17 protein-coding genes are annotated in these 16,600 nt (G+C 70.2%); 16 read left to right on the forward strand and 1 reads right to left on the reverse strand.

Annotated features, from left to right (window positions below; translation table 11 throughout):
- From AB0903_RS04200 to AB0903_RS04250, 11 genes are all read left to right on the forward strand, one after another.
- On the forward strand, window positions 1-1,053 hold the full coding sequence (locus AB0903_RS04200; RefSeq protein WP_366698793.1) for a hydrogenase expression protein HypE: 1,053 nt from the start codon (window positions 1-3) through the stop codon (window positions 1,051-1,053).
- Between the two features lie 50 nt (window positions 1,054-1,103).
- Entirely contained in the window at window positions 1,104-2,888 is a 1,785-nt protein-coding gene (locus AB0903_RS04205) for a nickel-dependent hydrogenase large subunit (protein ID WP_366698795.1), read from the forward strand.
- A gap of 11 nt (window positions 2,889-2,899) precedes the next feature.
- Window positions 2,900-3,463 carry a NifU family protein gene (locus AB0903_RS04210; RefSeq protein WP_366698797.1) on the forward strand — a complete coding sequence of 188 codons (564 nt, stop codon included), beginning with the start codon at window positions 2,900-2,902 and terminating at the stop codon, window positions 3,461-3,463.
- Window positions 3,460-4,149, forward strand: coding sequence for a DUF5947 family protein (locus tag AB0903_RS04215; RefSeq protein ID WP_366698798.1), 690 nt, complete (start codon window positions 3,460-3,462; stop codon window positions 4,147-4,149). Before AB0903_RS04210 ends, AB0903_RS04215 begins: the two co-directional genes overlap by 4 nt.
- On the forward strand, window positions 4,134-4,340 hold the full coding sequence (locus AB0903_RS04220) for a hypothetical protein (RefSeq protein ID WP_366698800.1): 207 nt from the start codon (window positions 4,134-4,136) through the stop codon (window positions 4,338-4,340). The genes AB0903_RS04215 and AB0903_RS04220 overlap by 16 nt, the downstream gene beginning before the upstream one ends.
- Window positions 4,337-5,029 carry a DUF6084 family protein gene (locus tag AB0903_RS04225; RefSeq protein WP_366698802.1) on the forward strand — a complete coding sequence of 231 codons (693 nt, stop codon included), beginning with the start codon at window positions 4,337-4,339 and terminating at the stop codon, window positions 5,027-5,029. The genes AB0903_RS04220 and AB0903_RS04225 overlap by 4 nt, the downstream gene beginning before the upstream one ends.
- On the forward strand, window positions 5,026-6,117 hold the full coding sequence (locus AB0903_RS04230) for a hypothetical protein (RefSeq protein ID WP_366698804.1): 1,092 nt from the start codon (window positions 5,026-5,028) through the stop codon (window positions 6,115-6,117). Before AB0903_RS04225 ends, AB0903_RS04230 begins: the two co-directional genes overlap by 4 nt.
- Window positions 6,114-6,986, forward strand: a complete 873-nt coding sequence (locus AB0903_RS04235) for a hydrogenase maturation protease (RefSeq protein ID WP_366698806.1) — start codon at window positions 6,114-6,116, stop codon at window positions 6,984-6,986. The genes AB0903_RS04230 and AB0903_RS04235 overlap by 4 nt, the downstream gene beginning before the upstream one ends.
- A 6-nt stretch (window positions 6,987-6,992) precedes the next feature.
- Window positions 6,993-7,124, forward strand: coding sequence for a hypothetical protein (locus AB0903_RS04240; RefSeq protein WP_366698808.1), 132 nt, complete (start codon window positions 6,993-6,995; stop codon window positions 7,122-7,124).
- A gap of 392 nt (window positions 7,125-7,516) precedes the next feature.
- Window positions 7,517-8,236, forward strand: coding sequence for a peptidoglycan recognition protein (locus tag AB0903_RS04245; RefSeq protein ID WP_366698810.1), 720 nt, complete (start codon window positions 7,517-7,519; stop codon window positions 8,234-8,236).
- Between the two features lie 411 nt (window positions 8,237-8,647).
- The gene (locus AB0903_RS04250; protein ID WP_366698812.1) at window positions 8,648-9,934 is read left to right on the forward strand and encodes an Nramp family divalent metal transporter; all 1,287 of its coding nucleotides are present in this window, start codon (window positions 8,648-8,650) and stop codon (window positions 9,932-9,934) included.
- 73 nt (window positions 9,935-10,007) lie between these two features.
- On the opposite strand, the gene AB0903_RS04255 is transcribed toward AB0903_RS04250, so the two are convergent.
- On the reverse strand, window positions 10,008-10,724 hold the full coding sequence (locus AB0903_RS04255; protein WP_366698814.1) for a GntR family transcriptional regulator: 717 nt from the start codon (window positions 10,722-10,724) through the stop codon (window positions 10,008-10,010).
- 534 nt (window positions 10,725-11,258) lie between these two features.
- Between AB0903_RS04255 and AB0903_RS04260 the strand changes: the two genes are divergently transcribed.
- The 5 genes from AB0903_RS04260 to AB0903_RS04280 all read left to right on the forward strand — a co-directional run bounded on the left by AB0903_RS04260 (window position 11,259) and on the right by AB0903_RS04280 (window position 16,480).
- Window positions 11,259-12,023: a 5-oxoprolinase subunit PxpA gene (locus tag AB0903_RS04260; RefSeq protein ID WP_366698816.1), complete on the forward strand. Its 765-nt coding sequence runs from the start codon at window positions 11,259-11,261 to the stop codon at window positions 12,021-12,023.
- Window positions 12,020-12,694 (forward strand): allophanate hydrolase subunit 1, encoded by a 675-nt coding sequence (locus tag AB0903_RS04265; protein WP_366698818.1) that lies wholly within the window; start codon window positions 12,020-12,022, stop codon window positions 12,692-12,694. The genes AB0903_RS04260 and AB0903_RS04265 overlap by 4 nt, the downstream gene beginning before the upstream one ends.
- Window positions 12,691-13,575: a biotin-dependent carboxyltransferase family protein gene (locus tag AB0903_RS04270; protein ID WP_366698820.1), complete on the forward strand. Its 885-nt coding sequence runs from the start codon at window positions 12,691-12,693 to the stop codon at window positions 13,573-13,575. The genes AB0903_RS04265 and AB0903_RS04270 overlap by 4 nt, the downstream gene beginning before the upstream one ends.
- Before the next feature lie 316 nt (window positions 13,576-13,891).
- Window positions 13,892-15,790: an ABC transporter ATP-binding protein gene (locus AB0903_RS04275; RefSeq protein ID WP_366698822.1), complete on the forward strand. Its 1,899-nt coding sequence runs from the start codon at window positions 13,892-13,894 to the stop codon at window positions 15,788-15,790.
- 270 nt (window positions 15,791-16,060) lie between these two features.
- Window positions 16,061-16,480 carry a PRC-barrel domain-containing protein gene (locus tag AB0903_RS04280; protein WP_366698824.1) on the forward strand — a complete coding sequence of 140 codons (420 nt, stop codon included), beginning with the start codon at window positions 16,061-16,063 and terminating at the stop codon, window positions 16,478-16,480.
- Window positions 16,481-16,600 lie beyond the last annotated feature (120 nt).

Raw genomic sequence — 16,600 nt, forward strand, 5'->3', positions numbered from 1 at the left:
ATGAGTACCGTGAGTGAGGCTCCCAGCGCAGCCCAAGAGGTCCACATTCTCTGGACCTCGGAGGGGATGAGCTGTGACGGCGACACGGTGTCGGTGACGGCCGCCTCCCTGCCCAGCCTGGAGGACGTCGTCCTCGGCGCCATCCCCGGTCTCCCCAAGGTCGTGCTGCACAACAAAGTGCTGGCGTACGAGACGGGCGACGACTTCATGGAGGCGTTCCACAAGGGCGCCCGCGACGAACTCGGCCCGTTCGTCCTGGTGGTCGAGGGCTCCGTGCCCAATGAACGGATCAACGGGGAGGGGTACTGGGCCGCGATGGGCAACGACCCGCAGACCGGTGAGCCCATCACCTTCAACGAGTGGATCGACCGGCTGGCGCCCAAGGCGTACGCCGTCGTGGCCGCCGGTACCTGCGCCACCTTCGGTGGCATCCACGCCATGGCCGGCAACCCCACCGGCTCCATGGGTCTGGCCGACTACCTCGGGTGGGACTTCCGTTCGGCCGGCGGCATGCCGATCGTCAACGTGCCCGGCTGCCCCGTCCAACCGGACAACTTCATGGAGACCCTGACCTGGCTGCTCTACCAGGTCGCCGGGCTGGCGCCGCCCATTCCGCTCGACGAACAGCTGCGGCCCACCTGGCTGTTCGGCAAGACGGTGCACGAGGGCTGCGACCGGGCGGCCTACTACGAGCAGGGCGACTTCGCCAAGGACTACAACTCGCCGAAGTGCCAGGTCAAGATCGGATGCTGGGGCCCGGTCGTGAACTGCAACGTGACCAAGCGGGGCTGGATGGACGGCGTCGGCGGCTGCCCCAACGTAGGCGGTGTCTGCATCGGCTGCACCATGCCGGGGTTCCCCGACAAGTTCATGCCCTTCATGGACGAACCCCCTGGGGGCAGCGTCTCCTCCGCGGTCCTCAGCTTCTCATACGGGCCGCTCATCAGGTCACTGCGCTCCATCACCAACCGGTCGGTGAACCGCGAGCCCAAGTGGCGCCACAACCGCGAGGAACTGACGTCCGGCTACGCCCCGCGCTGGCCCCACAGCTGACCCGCCGCGCCCCGCGCCCCCGTCCTCCTGGCCCCCGAAAGGACTCTCCCTTGTCCAGCGAGACCGTACCGCCCGAGCAGCGTGATCTGACCGAAGTCGCCTTCGACCCCATCACCCGCATCGTCGGGAACCTGGGGATCTACACGAAGATCGACTTTCCTCGCCGTGAGGTCGTCGAATGCCGCAGTACCTCCTCCATCTTCCGCGGCTACAGCGTCTTCATGAAGGGCAAGGACCCGAGGGACTCCCACTTCATCACCAGCCGCATCTGCGGCATCTGCGGTGACAATCACGCCACCTGCTCCGTCTACGCGCAGAACATGGCCTACGGGGTGAAGCCCCCACCGCTCGCGGACTGGATCATCAACCTCGGCGAGGCCGCCGAGTACATGTTCGACCACACGATCTTCCAGGACAACATGGTCTTCGTCGACTACTGCGAGCGCATGGTCAAGGAGACCAACCCGGGGGTCTGGGAACGCGCCGAGCGCACCCCCGCCCCGCGCGGCGACCAGCACGGGCTGCGCACCATCGGCGACATCATGCGCTCGTACAACCCCTTCGAAGGGGAGACGTACAAGGAAGCGCTGGTGATGAGCCGGCTGACCAGGGAAATGATCTGCCTGATGGAGGGGCGGCACGTCCACCCGTCCACCCTCTACCCCGGCGGAGTCGGCACGGTGGCCACGCCTCAGGTCTTCACCGACTACCTGGTCCGCCTCACGCGGTGCCTCGACTTCGTCAAACGGGCCGTCGCGATGAACGACGACGTGTTCGACTTCTTCTACGAAGCCCTCCCCGGCTACGAGGAGGTCGGCCGCCGCCGCACGATGCTCGGCTGCTGGGGCGCGTTCCAGGACCCCGACGTCGTCGACTACGACTACCGGACGATGAACGAGTGGGGCAACGCCATGTTCGTCACCCCCGGCATCGTCGTCGACAACGAGCTGGTCACCACGGACCTGGTCGACATCAACCTGGGCATGCGCATCCTGCTCGGCTCGTCGTACTACGAGGACTGGGCGAGCGAGGAGACCTACGTCGAGAAGGACCCGCTGGGCAACCCCGTCGACAAGCGCCACCCGTGGAACCAGACCACCCTCCCCGCCCCGCAGAAGCGCGACCTGAACGGTGGCAACTACAGCTGGGTGATGAGCCCCCGCTGGTACGACAAGCGCACCGGCGACCATCTCGCCCTGGACACCGGTGGCGGCCCCATCGCCCGTCTGTGGGCCACCGCGCTCGCGAACAAGGTCCACACCCCGTACGTCCGTTCCACCGGACACAGCGTCGAGATCGACCTGCCCAGAACACCCACCAGCCCCGAGGTGCGGCTGGAGTGGAAGCCTCCCGCGTTCCCCAACACGATCGAACGCAACCGTGCCCGCATGTACTTCGTCGCCTACGCCGCCGGGATGGCCCTGCACTTCGTCGACAAGGCCCTCGCGGAGGTGAGGGCGGGCCGCACCAAGGTCTTCCAGGACTTCGTCGTTCCCGAGGAGGCGATCGGCGTCGGCTTCCATGAAGCCGTACGGGGGGTGCTCTCCCACCACCTCGTCATCCGCGACCGGAAGATCGCCAACTACCACCCGTACCCGCCCACTCCGTGGAACGCCAGCCCGAGGGACCGGTACGGCACTCCGGGGCCGTACGAGGACGCCGTACAGGGCTGCCCGATCTTCGAGGAGAACGGCCCCGACGACTTCAAGGGCATCGACATCATGCGGACCGTCCGCAGCTTCGACCCCTGCCTCCCCTGCGGGGTGCACATGTACCTCGGCGGGGGCCGCACGCTCCGCCAGTCCCACTCACCGACATTCGGCGCGCTCGCCTGAGGAGGCCGCTCATGCCCTGGGACGACGAGCAAGCCCGCCGGCAGGTGATCAGGACCGAGGAATCCCTCGCCGCCCTGGACAGCCTGCCGGACCACCGGTCCGCGGCGCACGCGCAGGACGCCGTGCGCGCACTCGTCGAGCTGTACGGCGAGTGCCTCGCCCGCGTCGTCGGCCACCTGGAGGACTGGCCGGATGCGGCACGACGGCTCGCGGACGACGAACTCGTGAGCCACCTGCTCCTCGTCCACGACCTCCACCCCGACCCGCCCGAGACCCGCGTCGGTGCCGTGCTGGAAGAGACCCGGTCCGCCCTCGCCGGCCAGGGCGGCGGCGTCGAACTCCTCGGCCTGGACGGCGCCGTCGCCCGCCTCCGCCTCACAGAGGGCGGAGGCGGGGGCTGCGGCTGCTCGTCGGCGGGATCGGCGGAGGACGCGCTGCGCACCGCGGTACTCGGCCGGGTGCCGGAGATCGAGCGTGTCGAGATCGAGACGGTGCAGCCGCCACCGCCGCAGGCCCTGATTCCGGCGGAATCCCTGTTCCGCACAACCCCCGCCACCACGCGGGGGGCGACGTGAACTCGCCACCGGTCACAGCTTCACGGCTGCGCCGGCTGGCCCGGGGCGCCGCCGCGGAGGGCACCCCGCGCGCACCCGCGGCCGCCCCCGACGGCGAGCGGTGCGACCTGTGCGCCCAACCGGTCGCCGACGAGCACCGGCACCTCCTCGAACTGGGCACCGCCACGGTCTGCTGCGCCTGCACCGCCTGCTCGCTGCTCTTCGACGACGCCGGAGCAGGCGGCAACCGGTACCGGCTGCTCCCTGGACGACGCAGCAGACTGGAGGGCTGCGTCATCGACGACTTGGCCTGGGCGGGGCTCGGCGTGCCCGTCGACCTCGCCTTCTTCAGCCGGTCTCGGGACGCGGGCGAGATCCGGGCCGCATACCCGAGCCCGCTCGGGCTGATGCGGTCCTCGGTCTCCCCCCGAGACTGGGCCCGGATCGAGGCCGCACACCCGGCCGTCGCGGCCATGGACGACGACGTCGAGGCGCTGCTCGCCCATCGCTCCCGCGCCGACGGCCGCGAACCGGGGTACTGGATCGTCCCGCTGGACGACTGCTACCGCCTCTCGGCCCTGGTACGCGCACACTGGAAGGGACTGGGCGGCGGCCCCGAGGTGTGGCAGCGGATCGACGGCTTCTTCGACACACTCGCCACCGAACCCTCATTCGACCCCAAGGAGGCGTCGTGGGTATCACCGTAGGCAAGCCGGACGTCAAACCCGACGCGATGGCGCACATCAAGGGAGTGCGCCGGGGCAACCACCACGGACTCGGCAAACACCAGGCCGGGCACCGTACGGGCGACACCTCCAGTGCCCGTCGCTCCACCGGCATCAACGCCAAACACCGTGAACCGATCATGCCCGACATGCCCAATCTGAGTCCCGCGTGACGACGGCGGCCCGGCTCGCGACGACGGACGGGACGATTCCCGAGCTCACGTTCCGGGTGACCGGCGCGGAGCCGGACCCCGTGGCAGCCGTGCCGACGCTCCGCTTCGCGCTGGAACTGGCGAGGTCGGGCGGCGGGCCGGTCCGTGCCGTGTCGCTCACCGTCATGCTCCGTATCGACGTGCTTCGGCGCGAACACCCGGCGGACACGCATGCGGCCCTCGCCGAACTCTTCGGGCTTCCCGAGGAGTGGCACCGGAGCATGCGGCCCCTGGCATGGACACAGGCCACGGTGCACGTCCCGTCCTTCACCGACCGCACCACCGTCCCCTTCCCCGTCGCCTGCGGCACGGACCCGGAACTCGCGGTGACCAAGTACCTGCGAGCGGCGAAGGAGGGGACGGTTCCACTCGGTTTCCTCTTCAACGGAACGTTCTTCTACGAGCACGCCGGAACCGGCGGCGGTGCTCCGGCGCTCAGGGCCGCCGCCATCCCCTGGTCCGCGGAGGCCGGCTACGACCTGCCCGCAGGTCTCTGGCACAGCCTGGTCGAGCGCTACCACGGCGGAAGCCCCTGGCTGCGGCTGCCGCGGGAGACCTACGACCGGCTCGACGCCTTCCGGGCCCGCAACGTACTGGGCAGCGCCGACGACGCCGTGCGCGCGCTGCTCGACCGATCAGGAGCACCATGACCACCTTGGCCGGACCCGCCGCCGTCGACACGATCGCCCGCACCTGCCTCTACGAGGGGTACATCCTGTGGCCGTACCGGAGGTCGGCGCTGAAGAACACCAAGCGATGGACCTTCGGCGGGGTCTTCCCCGCGGGCGCCTGCGCCGAAGCCCTGGGCGAACCGGCTTCGGCCGTGACACAGGTGCTGCTGAGGCACGGCCAGGGGCCGTGCGAGGTGTCCGTACGGGTGCGGTTCCTCCAGGTGGTGGACCGGACCGTCGTCAGGGATGGGCCGGACGGGCCCGAGCCCGTCGACGAGCTCACCGTCGACGGCGAGCGCCATGTCAGCTGGCAGGAAGCCACCGAACGGGAGGTCCTCACGACCGTCACCGTGCCCGGCGGCGTCAGCAGACTCGCCTTCGACATCCCGCCCGGCTCGGACACCGAGCCGCTGGCCGACCGTGCGGGACAAAGCGCGGGGAGCATCGTGCGCAGCTGGCGACGGCTGACCGGATGCCTCACGGTCACCGGCGAGACCGTCGGGGACGGCGTACGGAAACTGACCGTGGCCGTGGAGAACACCACGGCCTGTCCCGACCCGGACACCGACCGGCGCGACGCCCGGGAAAGAGCCGCGGAGTACGCCTTCGCCTCCACCCATGTGATCCTTCATTCCGGCGACGGCCGGTTCGTTTCCCTGACGGACCCTCCGGAGCGGCTGAGCGGGCCCGCGGCCGAGTGCTCACACCGCGGACTGTGGCCCGTCCTGGTCGGTGAACCAGCCGACCCGGAGACGGCCGAGGGGAAACAGACCGCGCACACGGTGCTGGCCTCACCCATCACCCTCTACGACTTCCCGGCCGTCGCACCGGAGAGCCCGGGCGACCTCTTCGACGGCACGGAGATCGACCAGCTTCTCGTCCTGAGTGTGCTCAGCATGACGGAGGAGGAGCAGGCGGAGGCGCGGGCATGTGATCCGAGGGTCCGCGAGATCCTGGACCGCTGCGCCGGCCTCGGCCTCCGCGACATCACCGCACTCCACGGCGCGATCCGCGAGTTCACCCCCCGGCCGGCCTCGTCGAGCGCCTCTTCGGGGGAGCGGTCGTGAACGAGCGAGAGCCCTGGCAGGTACCGCAGAGCAGCCCGGCGACCACGGTCCTCGTGAACGGCATCGAGATCGGACGGGGAAGCCGGGTCCGCCTCCGCCCGTCACGGCGGGCGGACATCCTCGACCTCGCCATGGCCGGGCTGGAAGCCGAGGTGGACGCCGTCCAGGAGGACTTCGAAGGGCAGCTCCACATCGCGGTGCTCATCCATGACGACCCGGGGCGGGATCTGGGCGCGAGCGGAAAGATCGGACACCGGTTCTTCTTCACTCCGGAAGAGGTCGAACCACTGGACTCCCACGACGGGCCCGCCACGGCACGACCCCGCGTACTGGTCGCCGGCATCGGCAACATGTTCCTCGCCGACGACGGCTTCGGTCCCGAGGTCATCGCCGCCCTCCGGGACTGGCAGGCCCCACCGGGCGTCCACGTGGTGGATTTCGGCATCCGCGGAATGGACCTGGCCTACCGACTGCTCGACGGCTACGACGCCGCGCTCCTGGTCGACGCGGCGCCCCGAGGCGAGCCACCGGGCACACTGACGGTCTTCGAACCCGATCCACCGCCGCAGGACCAGGTGCCGGAAGCGCACGCCATGGACCCCGTACGGGTGCTCGCCCTGGCGCAGCGGCTGGGCGACGGAAACATCCCGCGCGTCCTGGTGCTCGGCTGCGAGCCCCTGGTGCGGATGACAGGGCAGGAACCGGACGTCGTCGTGACCCTGAGCGAACCGGTGCGCGAAGCCGTGCGCCGCGCCGTTCCCCTGGTCGCCTCGGTCGTCGACACGCTGCTCGTGGACTGCCGGGCCGTCGCGGCGGAGCACGCCGTGAACCAGCGAACGCCGAAAGCGGCGGCATACGAGGAAAGGTGAGATCAGATGAGGAACGGCATCTTCATTCCGGCGGTCGTCGTCCGGGTGGCGGTAGGGGCACTGGCGGTGGCAGTGACGGCCGTCGTCCTGTCGGAACTGCCAGAAGCATGGCGCTATTACAAGATGGAGACCATGTGACGGTCAAGCGGGCGAGCGCAAGTGGCGGCCATACAGGACTGGTTCAGGAGCACCGCGGCGTGACCGAAGTGTCGGGAAGGGGCCGCTGAGTATCCGCACTGCCGCCGCGTCGACCCGATCCTCCGGCTCTGGCTCGGCGGGGTCCTCGTGCGTGGACCTCGCGAGTGGCTTGCCTGTCGGCGAAGGGCGCCGGCGAGCGCGGATCCGGTCGAGCCGAAGGAAGGCGTCCAGGACGCCGTCGGCGATCCGGGAGCCGAGCGGGACGACGCCGGCGACACGGCTGTGCCGTACGCGGGCCACGCGTCGCCGACGCCCTTCGAGGCGCCGCCCTGCATCACCCGAATGGCGTGCTCGCCCGCGAGAGGTGCGTGGCCGGGTCGCAGGGTGGTGCCATGTGGTCACGTCGGATCGTCCTGGGTGCCGGAGTCGTGATGCTGGCTCTGCTGGTGATGAGGGACGCCGCCCCGCCACGGCCCGCCCGGTCCGAGCCTGTGGCCGTCGGCCCGGCCGCCCCGCGGCCCCCGATCGTCAGCCGGAAGGTGTGGCGGGCGGACGAGGGCCTGGTCAGGGAGAGGGCGACCTACACGGGCCCTGTGAGCGCGGCCTTCCTCCACCACACGGGGCACCTGAACACTTACGACTGTGCCGACGCCCCGCGCATGCTGCGGGCGATGCAGAAGGACCACATCGAGAGCGAAGGCTGGGACGACATCGGCTACAACTTCGTGGTCGACCGCTGCGGAACCATCTATGAAGGAAGGGCCGGCGGCGTCGGACGTCCTGTCAGAGGGGCGCACACCAAGGGCTTCAACACCGACAGCATCGGCATCGCGGCGCTCGGCAGCTTCGGGCCCGGTACGACGGTCCCCCCGGCGCTCGAGGCAGGGATCGTCAAGGTGGCGGCCTGGAAGCTCGGGCCGGAAGCCGACCCCCGCGGCACGGTCCGGCTCGTCTCGACGAACGACGAGAGTAAGTACAAGGAGGGCGAGGCGGCCGTACTCCACGTCATCTCGGGGCACCGCGACAGCTTTCGCACCAACTGCCCCGGCGACGTGCTGTACGAGCGGCTACCCGTCATCAGGGAGTCCGTGGCGCGGCTGCGGAAGCCTTGAGATCGCTTCGTGCCCTGGCGCGGCCCGGTAGGGCTGCGTGTCAGGCGCGGCCGCCGGGGGGCCGGGCGGGGGCTTGACGCTCGGCCGAGTGGCTGGTGGCCCGGAGCGGCCCTTGTCCCGCCGTTTCGAGCCATCGGATGCGGAACCGGCCACGCGGCGCACTCCGTACGCGTCCCTGGTGAGCCCCGGAGTCTCCTTGCGTTGCCACGCAGGCGTGGCCGGTCCCGGATGCCTGCTGCGTGTCGCCGCCGACCGGCAGGCATCGCCTCACGGTTCGCGGCACGGCTCGTCAGGTCGTGTTGAGCATGGAAAGGCTCTCGCCCTCTTGAAGGATCGTTCAACAATCCCTACTTTGTTCGCACAGCAAGCCTGCGGAACAGGTGTCGAGCGCAGACGGCGAAGGAGCTCACCATGAGTGAAGTCGACAGCCAGGCGGACCGGGCAGAACAAGGGGACCCGGCGGGGCGGGGACCAGCTGTCCACCGCAGGGCCCGCAGATTCGGACCGGGGCTGCTGGTCACCGCGGCGTTCATCGGCCCGGGGACGGTCACGACCGCCAGCATCTCCGGTGCGGATTTCGGGTTCGCGCTGGTGTGGGCGGTGGCGTTCTCCGTCGGTGCGGCGATGGTTCTGCAGGAGATGTCGGCCCGCCTCGGCATCGTGAGCCGGGCCGGTCTGGGCGAGGCGCTTCGTACGACCTTCCGGCAGCCCTCCGTGAGATACGGCGCCATCGGCCTGGTCGTGGTCGCCATCGCGTTCGGCAACTCGGCCTTCCAGACCGGGAATCTCACCGGTGCCGGCCTCGGGCTCGAGGCTCTCACCGGGGTGTCGCCCCGGATATGGGCCGGGCTGGTCGGCGTTGTGGCCTTCGTTCTGCTCCTGACCGGCACCTACCGCCTGATCGAAGGGGCGATCATCGCCCTCGTCGTCCTGATGAGCGTGGTGTTCGTGGCGACGGCGGTGATCGTGCGGCCGAATGTGGGCGACCTGTTCGGCGGGCTCGTTCCGTCTGTGCCGAGCGGCTCGACACTCATGGTGATCGCGCTCATCGGCACCACCGTTGTGCCCTACAACCTGTTCCTGCACGCCAGTTCCGTCCAGCAGAAGTGGCCCGAGGACGTGTCCGTCGGCGAGGCGCTGAAGGAGTCGCGCGGCGACACCTACCTCGCCATCGGTCTGGGCGGTCTCATCACGCTCGCCGTGGTCACCACCGCGGCGACGGCCATGTTCACCAAGGGGCTCGGTGTGGCGAGCGCCGCCGACATGGCCGCTCAGCTGGAGCCGCTGCTCGGGTCGTGGGCCCAGACCTTCTTCGCGCTGGGGCTGTTCGCCGCCGGACTCACCAGTGCGATCACCGCGCCGCTCGCGGCCGCGTTCGCGGTCAGCGGTGCGCTGGGCTGGAAGCCGGACCTGAAGGCCGCCAGGTTCCGCGCGACGTGGGCGCTCGTGCTCATCGCCGGCACGGTCTTCGCGGTGCTCGGCGAGAGCCCGGTCACCGCGATCCTCTTCGCCCAGGCGGCCAACGGGCTGCTGCTGCCGATCGTCGCGGTCTTCCTGCTGGTGGTGATGAACCGTCGCGACCTGCTCGGTGACCACCGGAACAGCCTCACACGCAACGTGCTCGGCGGCGTGGTGATGCTCGTGGCGACGGGACTCGGTGTCTTCAACATCCTGCGCGCGACGGGCGTTGTGGGCTGACCCGCGCAGGAGCGTGCCGACCGTGGCGCAGTGCTCGGAAGCACGGGTGCGACGTCCGTGGCCCGTTGCCGTTCTACCGCCGCGAGCCGCCTTCGTCGCCGGCCATGCTCTCGGAGTACTGCTGGACGAGCTGCTTCTCGGCGTCGTCGAGATAGGAGGCCAGGAGCAGCTCGGCCTTGACCCTGTCCGCCGCCTTCAGTGCGGAAAGGATCTCCCGATTGCGTGCCAGGTACGGCTCATGGAAACTGCGCGGATTGTCCATGGCATGGAAGACCAGGCGCAGTTCGGCCAGGACACGCCGCATCAGTTCATCGAGGCGTTTGCTGTGGGCGAGGGCCACGACGGCGTGGTGGAAGTGGATGTTGGCCGTGCCCAATGCGAGCCAAGAGCCTTCCTCCGCGGCCTTCTCGCCCTCGGCGACCGCGCCCTCGGCCTGGCTCAGGTCGTAGGGGGGCACCCCGAGAGAGCGCACGGCCGCGCACTCGATGAGCCTGCGCACCTGGTAGATGTCAGTGACATCCTGCACCGTGAGCATGCGGACGAAGACGCCGCGGTTGAGCTCGTGGACGAGCAGTCCTTCGTGAGTGAGCAGGCGAAACGCCTCTCGGAGCGTGTTGCGGGAGATCCCCAGCGCCCTGCCGACGGCGTCCTCGGAGAGCTTGCTCCCCGGCGGCAGGTACCCCTCCGCGATGCGCGCACGCAGAATGTCCGTGACCCGGTCGGCCGTGCTCGAGCGCCCGAGCAGCGCGCGGTCGCCGACGAGCACGGACGGGTCGACCTCGGCTGTCATGGCTTCCATCCTTCTGATCCGGCCGACGGCGTCCGGCGGTCTCCCGTAGGCCGTTCCTGCGCTGTTCCCCAGTCAACCGGAAACCGTGGGACGAAACAACAGAGTCCTTGTCGGATTGTTCAACGATCCTCTATCTTTGTGATGTGGCCGAGGGAGGGCCCGCAGCCTGAAGCGGGCAGAACCAGATGCTCCTCAGAGGGCTACGGAGACCGCCCCGCTTGTCATGGGCCGGCCGTCATGCCGCGTGGACGGACGGTTCATGACGAAAGGACCGCTGATGACTGCAGTCGCCCACCGAGGGGCCCCGACCCCCGCAAGGCGCTCCGGCCGAGGCAGGGCCGGGCGATGCCCCCGGGTACCGGGCCTGCGGCCGCGCATCGCAGAAGGCCCTGATCGCCTCGCGCCTCTCGTTCGGGATCACTTACGCACGGGGGTGCATGCTGATCACAGAGGCCCGGGACACGGACCACCGCCTCGGGCGAAGGGCTGCGGTACCTCGTGCCGAGCGGACTGTGCCAAGGAGACGAACCACCGATGACGGACATCGTGATCGACCTCAACGCCGACCTTGCCGAGGGCTACGGGCGATGGGTCCTCACCGACGACGAGGCCATGCTGGCGGTCGTCACCAGCGCCAACGTCGCCTGCGGTTTTCATGCGGGCGACCCGAGCACCATGCGCCGGGTCTGCGACATCGCGGCCGAACGAGGGGTGAGGATCGGTGCCCAGGTCTCCTACCGGGACCTGGCCGGATTCGGCCGCCGCGCCATGGACGTACCCGCGAAGGAACTCGCCGACGAGGTCACCTACCAGATCGGTGCCCTTCAGGTGTTCGCCCGTGCCGCCGGAGCGGCGGTGGCCTACGTCAAACCGCATGGCGCTCTGTACAACCGCGTGGTGTCCGACCATGAGCAGGCTTCCGCCGTGGCTGCGGGCACGGCCCTCGCCGACCCCTCGCTTCCCGTGCTGTGCCTGCCCGGCTCCGCCATGCACGCACAGGCCGGCCGCGTCGGCCTCCCCGTGGTCGATGAGGCGTTCGTCGACCGCGCCTACACGCCGGCCGGAACACTGGTCCCCCGAACCTCTCCCGGCGCGGTGATCACCGACCCCGAACAGGTCGCCCGCAGGGCCGTCACCCTCGCACGAGAGCACCGTGTCACCGCCACGGACGGAGCCTCGGTGCCCGTGCGCGCACGCTCCCTGTGCCTGCACGGGGACACCGCCGGGGCGGTCGGACTGGCCCAGCGGGTACGCGCGGCTCTGGAGGCGGCCGGAGTCGGACTGGAGGCATTCGCATGAGACTGAGACCGGTCGGGCAGGACTCCCTCCTCGTCGACCTGGACACTCCCGAAGAGGCCCAGGCATGGCACGCTCGGCTCCTGAGCCGCCGCGACACGGGAACACTGCCGGCGGTGCGTGAGATCGTGCCCGGGGAAAGGACCGTCCTCCTCTACGGTGTCCCCGACACCGACGCCCTGGAAGCGGAGCTGCGCCGGTGGTCCGTGCCCGCGCTCGTGCCCGGCAGCGGACCCGTCGTGGAGGTCCCCGTGGACTACGACGGCGCCGATCTCGACGCCGTCGCCGACCTGTGGGGTGTCACCCCGGACGAGGTGGCACGCATCCACAGCGGCGTGGAACACCGAGTGGCCTTCTGCGGCTTCTCCCCGGGATTCGCGTACATGACCGGTCTCGGCGAGACCTACCACGTGCCGCGCCACGCCGCGCCGCGTACCTCGGTGCCTGCCGGCTCCGTAGCGCTCGCGGGCCCCTACACGGGTATCTATCCGCGAGCGTCCCCCGGAGGCTGGCAACTGATCGGAACGACCCACGTGCGCCTGTGGGACATGGAACGCGAACCCGCGGCACTGCTGACCCCCGGCACGCGGGTGCGGTTCGTCCCACAGGGGTCCGGACCCGACCGCGGAGAAGGGTCCGCACAAGCAACGGAAGCCGAAAGGCACATCGCATGAGCGGCGGCAGACTGGAAGTCCTACGGGCCGGCGCCCTCACCACCGTCCAGGACCTGGGCCGATTCGGTCATGCCGCCCTGGGCGTACCGCGATCCGGCGCACTGGACCAGCCGGCACACCGCCTGGCGAACCGCCTGGTGGGCAACTCCGCCGAAGCGGCAACACTGGAAACCACACTGACCGGGGTGGCCGTGCGCACCACTCTGCCCGTGGTCGTCGCCGTGACCGGCGCCCCTGCGCCGGTACGGGTCGACGGCCGACCGGCGGCGTGGGCGGGCCCGGTGCGCCTGCCGCCGGGTGCCGTCCTCGACGTGGGCGCGGCCACCAAGGGCCTGCGCAGCTACGTCGCCGTCAGCGGAGGCATCGCGGTACCCCCTGTGCTCGGCAGTCGCTCCACGGACCTGCTCTCCGGCCTCGGCCCGGCCCCTCTCGGACGCGGGGACGCCCTGCCCGTGGGGGACCCGACCGGCTCACCCGCCCACGCCGACACGGTGGTGTGGCAGGCACCCCCCGAGGAACTGGTGCTGCCCGTACTGCTCGGCCCGCGGGACGACTGGTTCACCACCCGTGCGATCAACACCCTTGCCACGACCCCCTTCCACCTCTCCTCCCGCAGCAACCGCATCGCGCTGCGGATGGACGGGCCCGCTCTCGAGCGGGCCGTGCACCGCGAAATGCCCAGCGAGGGCATGGTGCTGGGCGCCGTCCAAGTGCCGCCCGACGGCAAACCGGTGGTCTTCCTCGCCGACTGCCCGACCACCGGCGGCTATCCGGTGATCGGCGTCGTACCCGAGGACCGCCTGCCGGCGGCCGCCCAGGCGGTGCCCGGCAGCCCTGTCCGGTTCATGCCGACCCGGCAGCGGCGAACACCAACCGCGTGACACACCCACCCGGCTGGGCGGCGACGCCCGGTGGGCCGGCGGACGGTGACAGCGCCGGAGGCGGAGTGCTTCTCCGCCGTCGGACACTCGGACGGCGTATCACCGTGTGCGGTTCGAAGCGTTGTGGGTGAGTCCGCGCAGTGCGGCGACAAGCCGTGGACCAGGTGGGCGCCCGGCGATCGCGCGCCGGCGTCTTCGGGGCAGCCGGGCGGCCGAAGCGCAGACCGCCGGGCCGCGTGGGTCGGGCAGGTGGACCGGGAGCGGATGAGGAGCCGGCCTTGACCTCAAGAATGGTCGAGGTTCTACGTTCTCTTCCATGAGCATCGAAACCACAGCGTGGACACAGTTGCACAGCGTCATGAACGCACAGGAGGAGCACCGCCCCTTCGCGAAGGAGACACTGCGCCGCATCGGCGCCTTCGCCCGGCCGCACCGCCGCCGCCTCACCCTGTTCGTCCTGCTCGGCACCGCGACGGCATTGCTCGCCGTCGCCACGCCGGTCCTGGCCGGTCGCGTCGTGGACACGATCGTGTCGGACGGCAACGAGAGCACGGTCGTCCGGCTGGCCCTGCTCATCGCGCTGATCGCGGTGGTGGAGGCGGCACTCGGCGTCCTCGGCCGGAGACTGTCGGCGACGCTGGGTGAGGAACTCATCCTCGACCTGCGGACAGCGGTCTTCGACCACGTGCAGCGGATGCCGGTCGCGTTCTTCACACGCACCCGTACGGGGGCGCTCGTCTCCCGTCTCAACAACGACGTCATCGGCGCCCAGCGGGCTTTCGGCAACACCCTGTCCACCGTGGTGAGCAACCTGGTCATGCTGGTGCTCACACTCGCGGTGATGCTCACCCTGTCCTGGCGGATCACCCTCCTCGCACTGGTCCTGCTGCCGGTGTTCGTGATTCCCGCCCGGCGCATGGGCAGCCGCATGGCACGCATGCAGCGCGAGGCCGCCGCGCTCAACGCGGCCATGGGTACCCGTATGACCGAGCGGTTCTCCGCCCCGGGGGCCACGCTGGTCAAGCTCTTCGGCCGTCCGGAGGAGGAGTCGGAGCAGTTCGCAGAGCGCGCCCGCCGGGTCCGGGACATCGGCGTCCGCACCGCCACGGCCCAGACGGTGTTCATCACCGCCCTGACCCTGGTCTCCGCCCTCGCCCTTGCCCTTGTCTACGGCCTCGGCGGCTGGTACTCGCTGCGCGGTGCCCTCGAGCCGGGCGCGGTCGTGTCGCTGGCGCTGCTGCTGACCCGCCTGTACGCGCCGCTCACCTCACTGGCCGGGGCACGGGTGGAGGTGATGAGTGCGCTGGTCAGCTTCGAGCGGGTCTTCGAGATCCTGGACCTGAAACCCCTCATCGAGGAGAGGCCGGACGCGCGTACGGTTCCCGGCGGACCGGTGCCCGTCGAATTCGACGACGTCCGCTTCGGCTACCCGTCCGCCGACAAGGTCTCCCTGGCCTCGCTGGAGGAAGTGGCCTCGCTCGACCGCAGGGGTGGCGACGAGGTGCTGCACGGCATCTCCTTCCGCGCGGAAGCCGGGCAGACCGTCGCTCTCGTCGGGTCCTCGGGCGCCGGCAAGTCGACCGTGGCACAACTGCTGCCGCGCCTCTACGACACCGACACGGGCACCGTGCGGGTGGGCGGCGTCGACGTCCGGGACCTGAGCGCCGCCTCGCTGCGCGACACCGTGGGCATGGTCACGCAGGACGGTCACCTCTTCCACGACACCGTCCGCGCCAATCTGCTCCTGGCCCGCCCGGAAGCGGACGACCCCGACCTGTGGGACGCCCTGCGCCGCGCCCGCCTGGAGGACCTCGTACGATCCCTGCCCGACGGCCTGGACACGGTGGTCGGGGAACGCGGCTACCGGCTGTCCGGCGGCGAGCGCCAGCGCATGACCATCGCCCGGCTGCTGCTCGCCCGGCAGCGCGTCGTCATCCTGGACGAGGCGACCGCCCATCTCGACAACACCTCCGAGGCCGCCGTTCAGGAGGCGCTCGCGGAGGCGCTGGAGGGCAGGACGGCGGTGGTCATCGCACATCGGCTGTCCACCGTCCGGGCCGCGGACCTCATCCTCGTGGTCGAGTCCGGCCGGATCGTGGAACGCGGCACCCACGAGGAACTCCTGGTGGCCGATGGCCGCTACGCGGAGCTGTACCGCACGCAGTTCGAACGGCAGCAGGTGCACAGCGCGGAGGCGGCGCCCGTCGTGGCATAGGTCGCGCCCGGTGCGCGGTGACCGGCCCGGGACCGCGCACGGCGCGGTCCCGGGCCGGTGTCCGATTCACCTCACGCTGGGACCCCCGGCGCCGATGACAAGCGCTGCTTCCCTGTCGGCGGCGAGGGCGAGCGGCAACGCCCCGGCCGGTGGTCGCGGCGGCGGGCGATTGCGCACCCGACGGCCCGCCGGATCGGTGATTGATCCGCACCAGGAGTGGCACCCGGTCACGGAAAGACGACAGCCCACCACGAAGGGAAGCCGTTCGCCATGACGACAGGCCCGATCCCGACGCTCAAGAAGATCTCCGAATCCGACCAGACCGTCGCCGCGCCCGAGCACGACGTCCGCGGCCGAAAGGTGGTCAACACGGCAGGGGACGAACTCGGCAAGATCGGCGACCTCCTGATCGACGAGGAGGGGCGCAAGGTCCGCTTCCTGCTGGTGGAACACGGAGGGTTCCTCGGGATGGGGGAGAAGAAGACGTTCATCCCCGTCGACGGAGTCACCCACGTGGCCGACGACTACGTTCAGATCGGCTCGTCCCAGGAGCAGGTCAGCAAGGCCCCCGAGTACGACCCCGAGCTCGCGGACGAGTCGGGCTACTACGACAGCGTGTACACCCACTACGGTTTCCCGCCGTTCTGGGGCCCCGGCTACGTGTACCCGCCGTACCCGTACTACCGCTGACGGGCACAGCACCGGCGACGGGCGCGGCTGCTCCCCGAAGGCCCGGATGCCGCCGGCGGCGAGGACATCGTCCTGCTTGCCGCCCGTTTCGACTGATTCCACACGCTCCGTCGGGTCTTC

Source organism: Streptomyces sp. NPDC048389, assembly GCF_040706335.1.
In the GTDB taxonomy this organism is placed as follows: domain Bacteria; phylum Actinomycetota; class Actinomycetes; order Streptomycetales; family Streptomycetaceae; genus Streptomyces.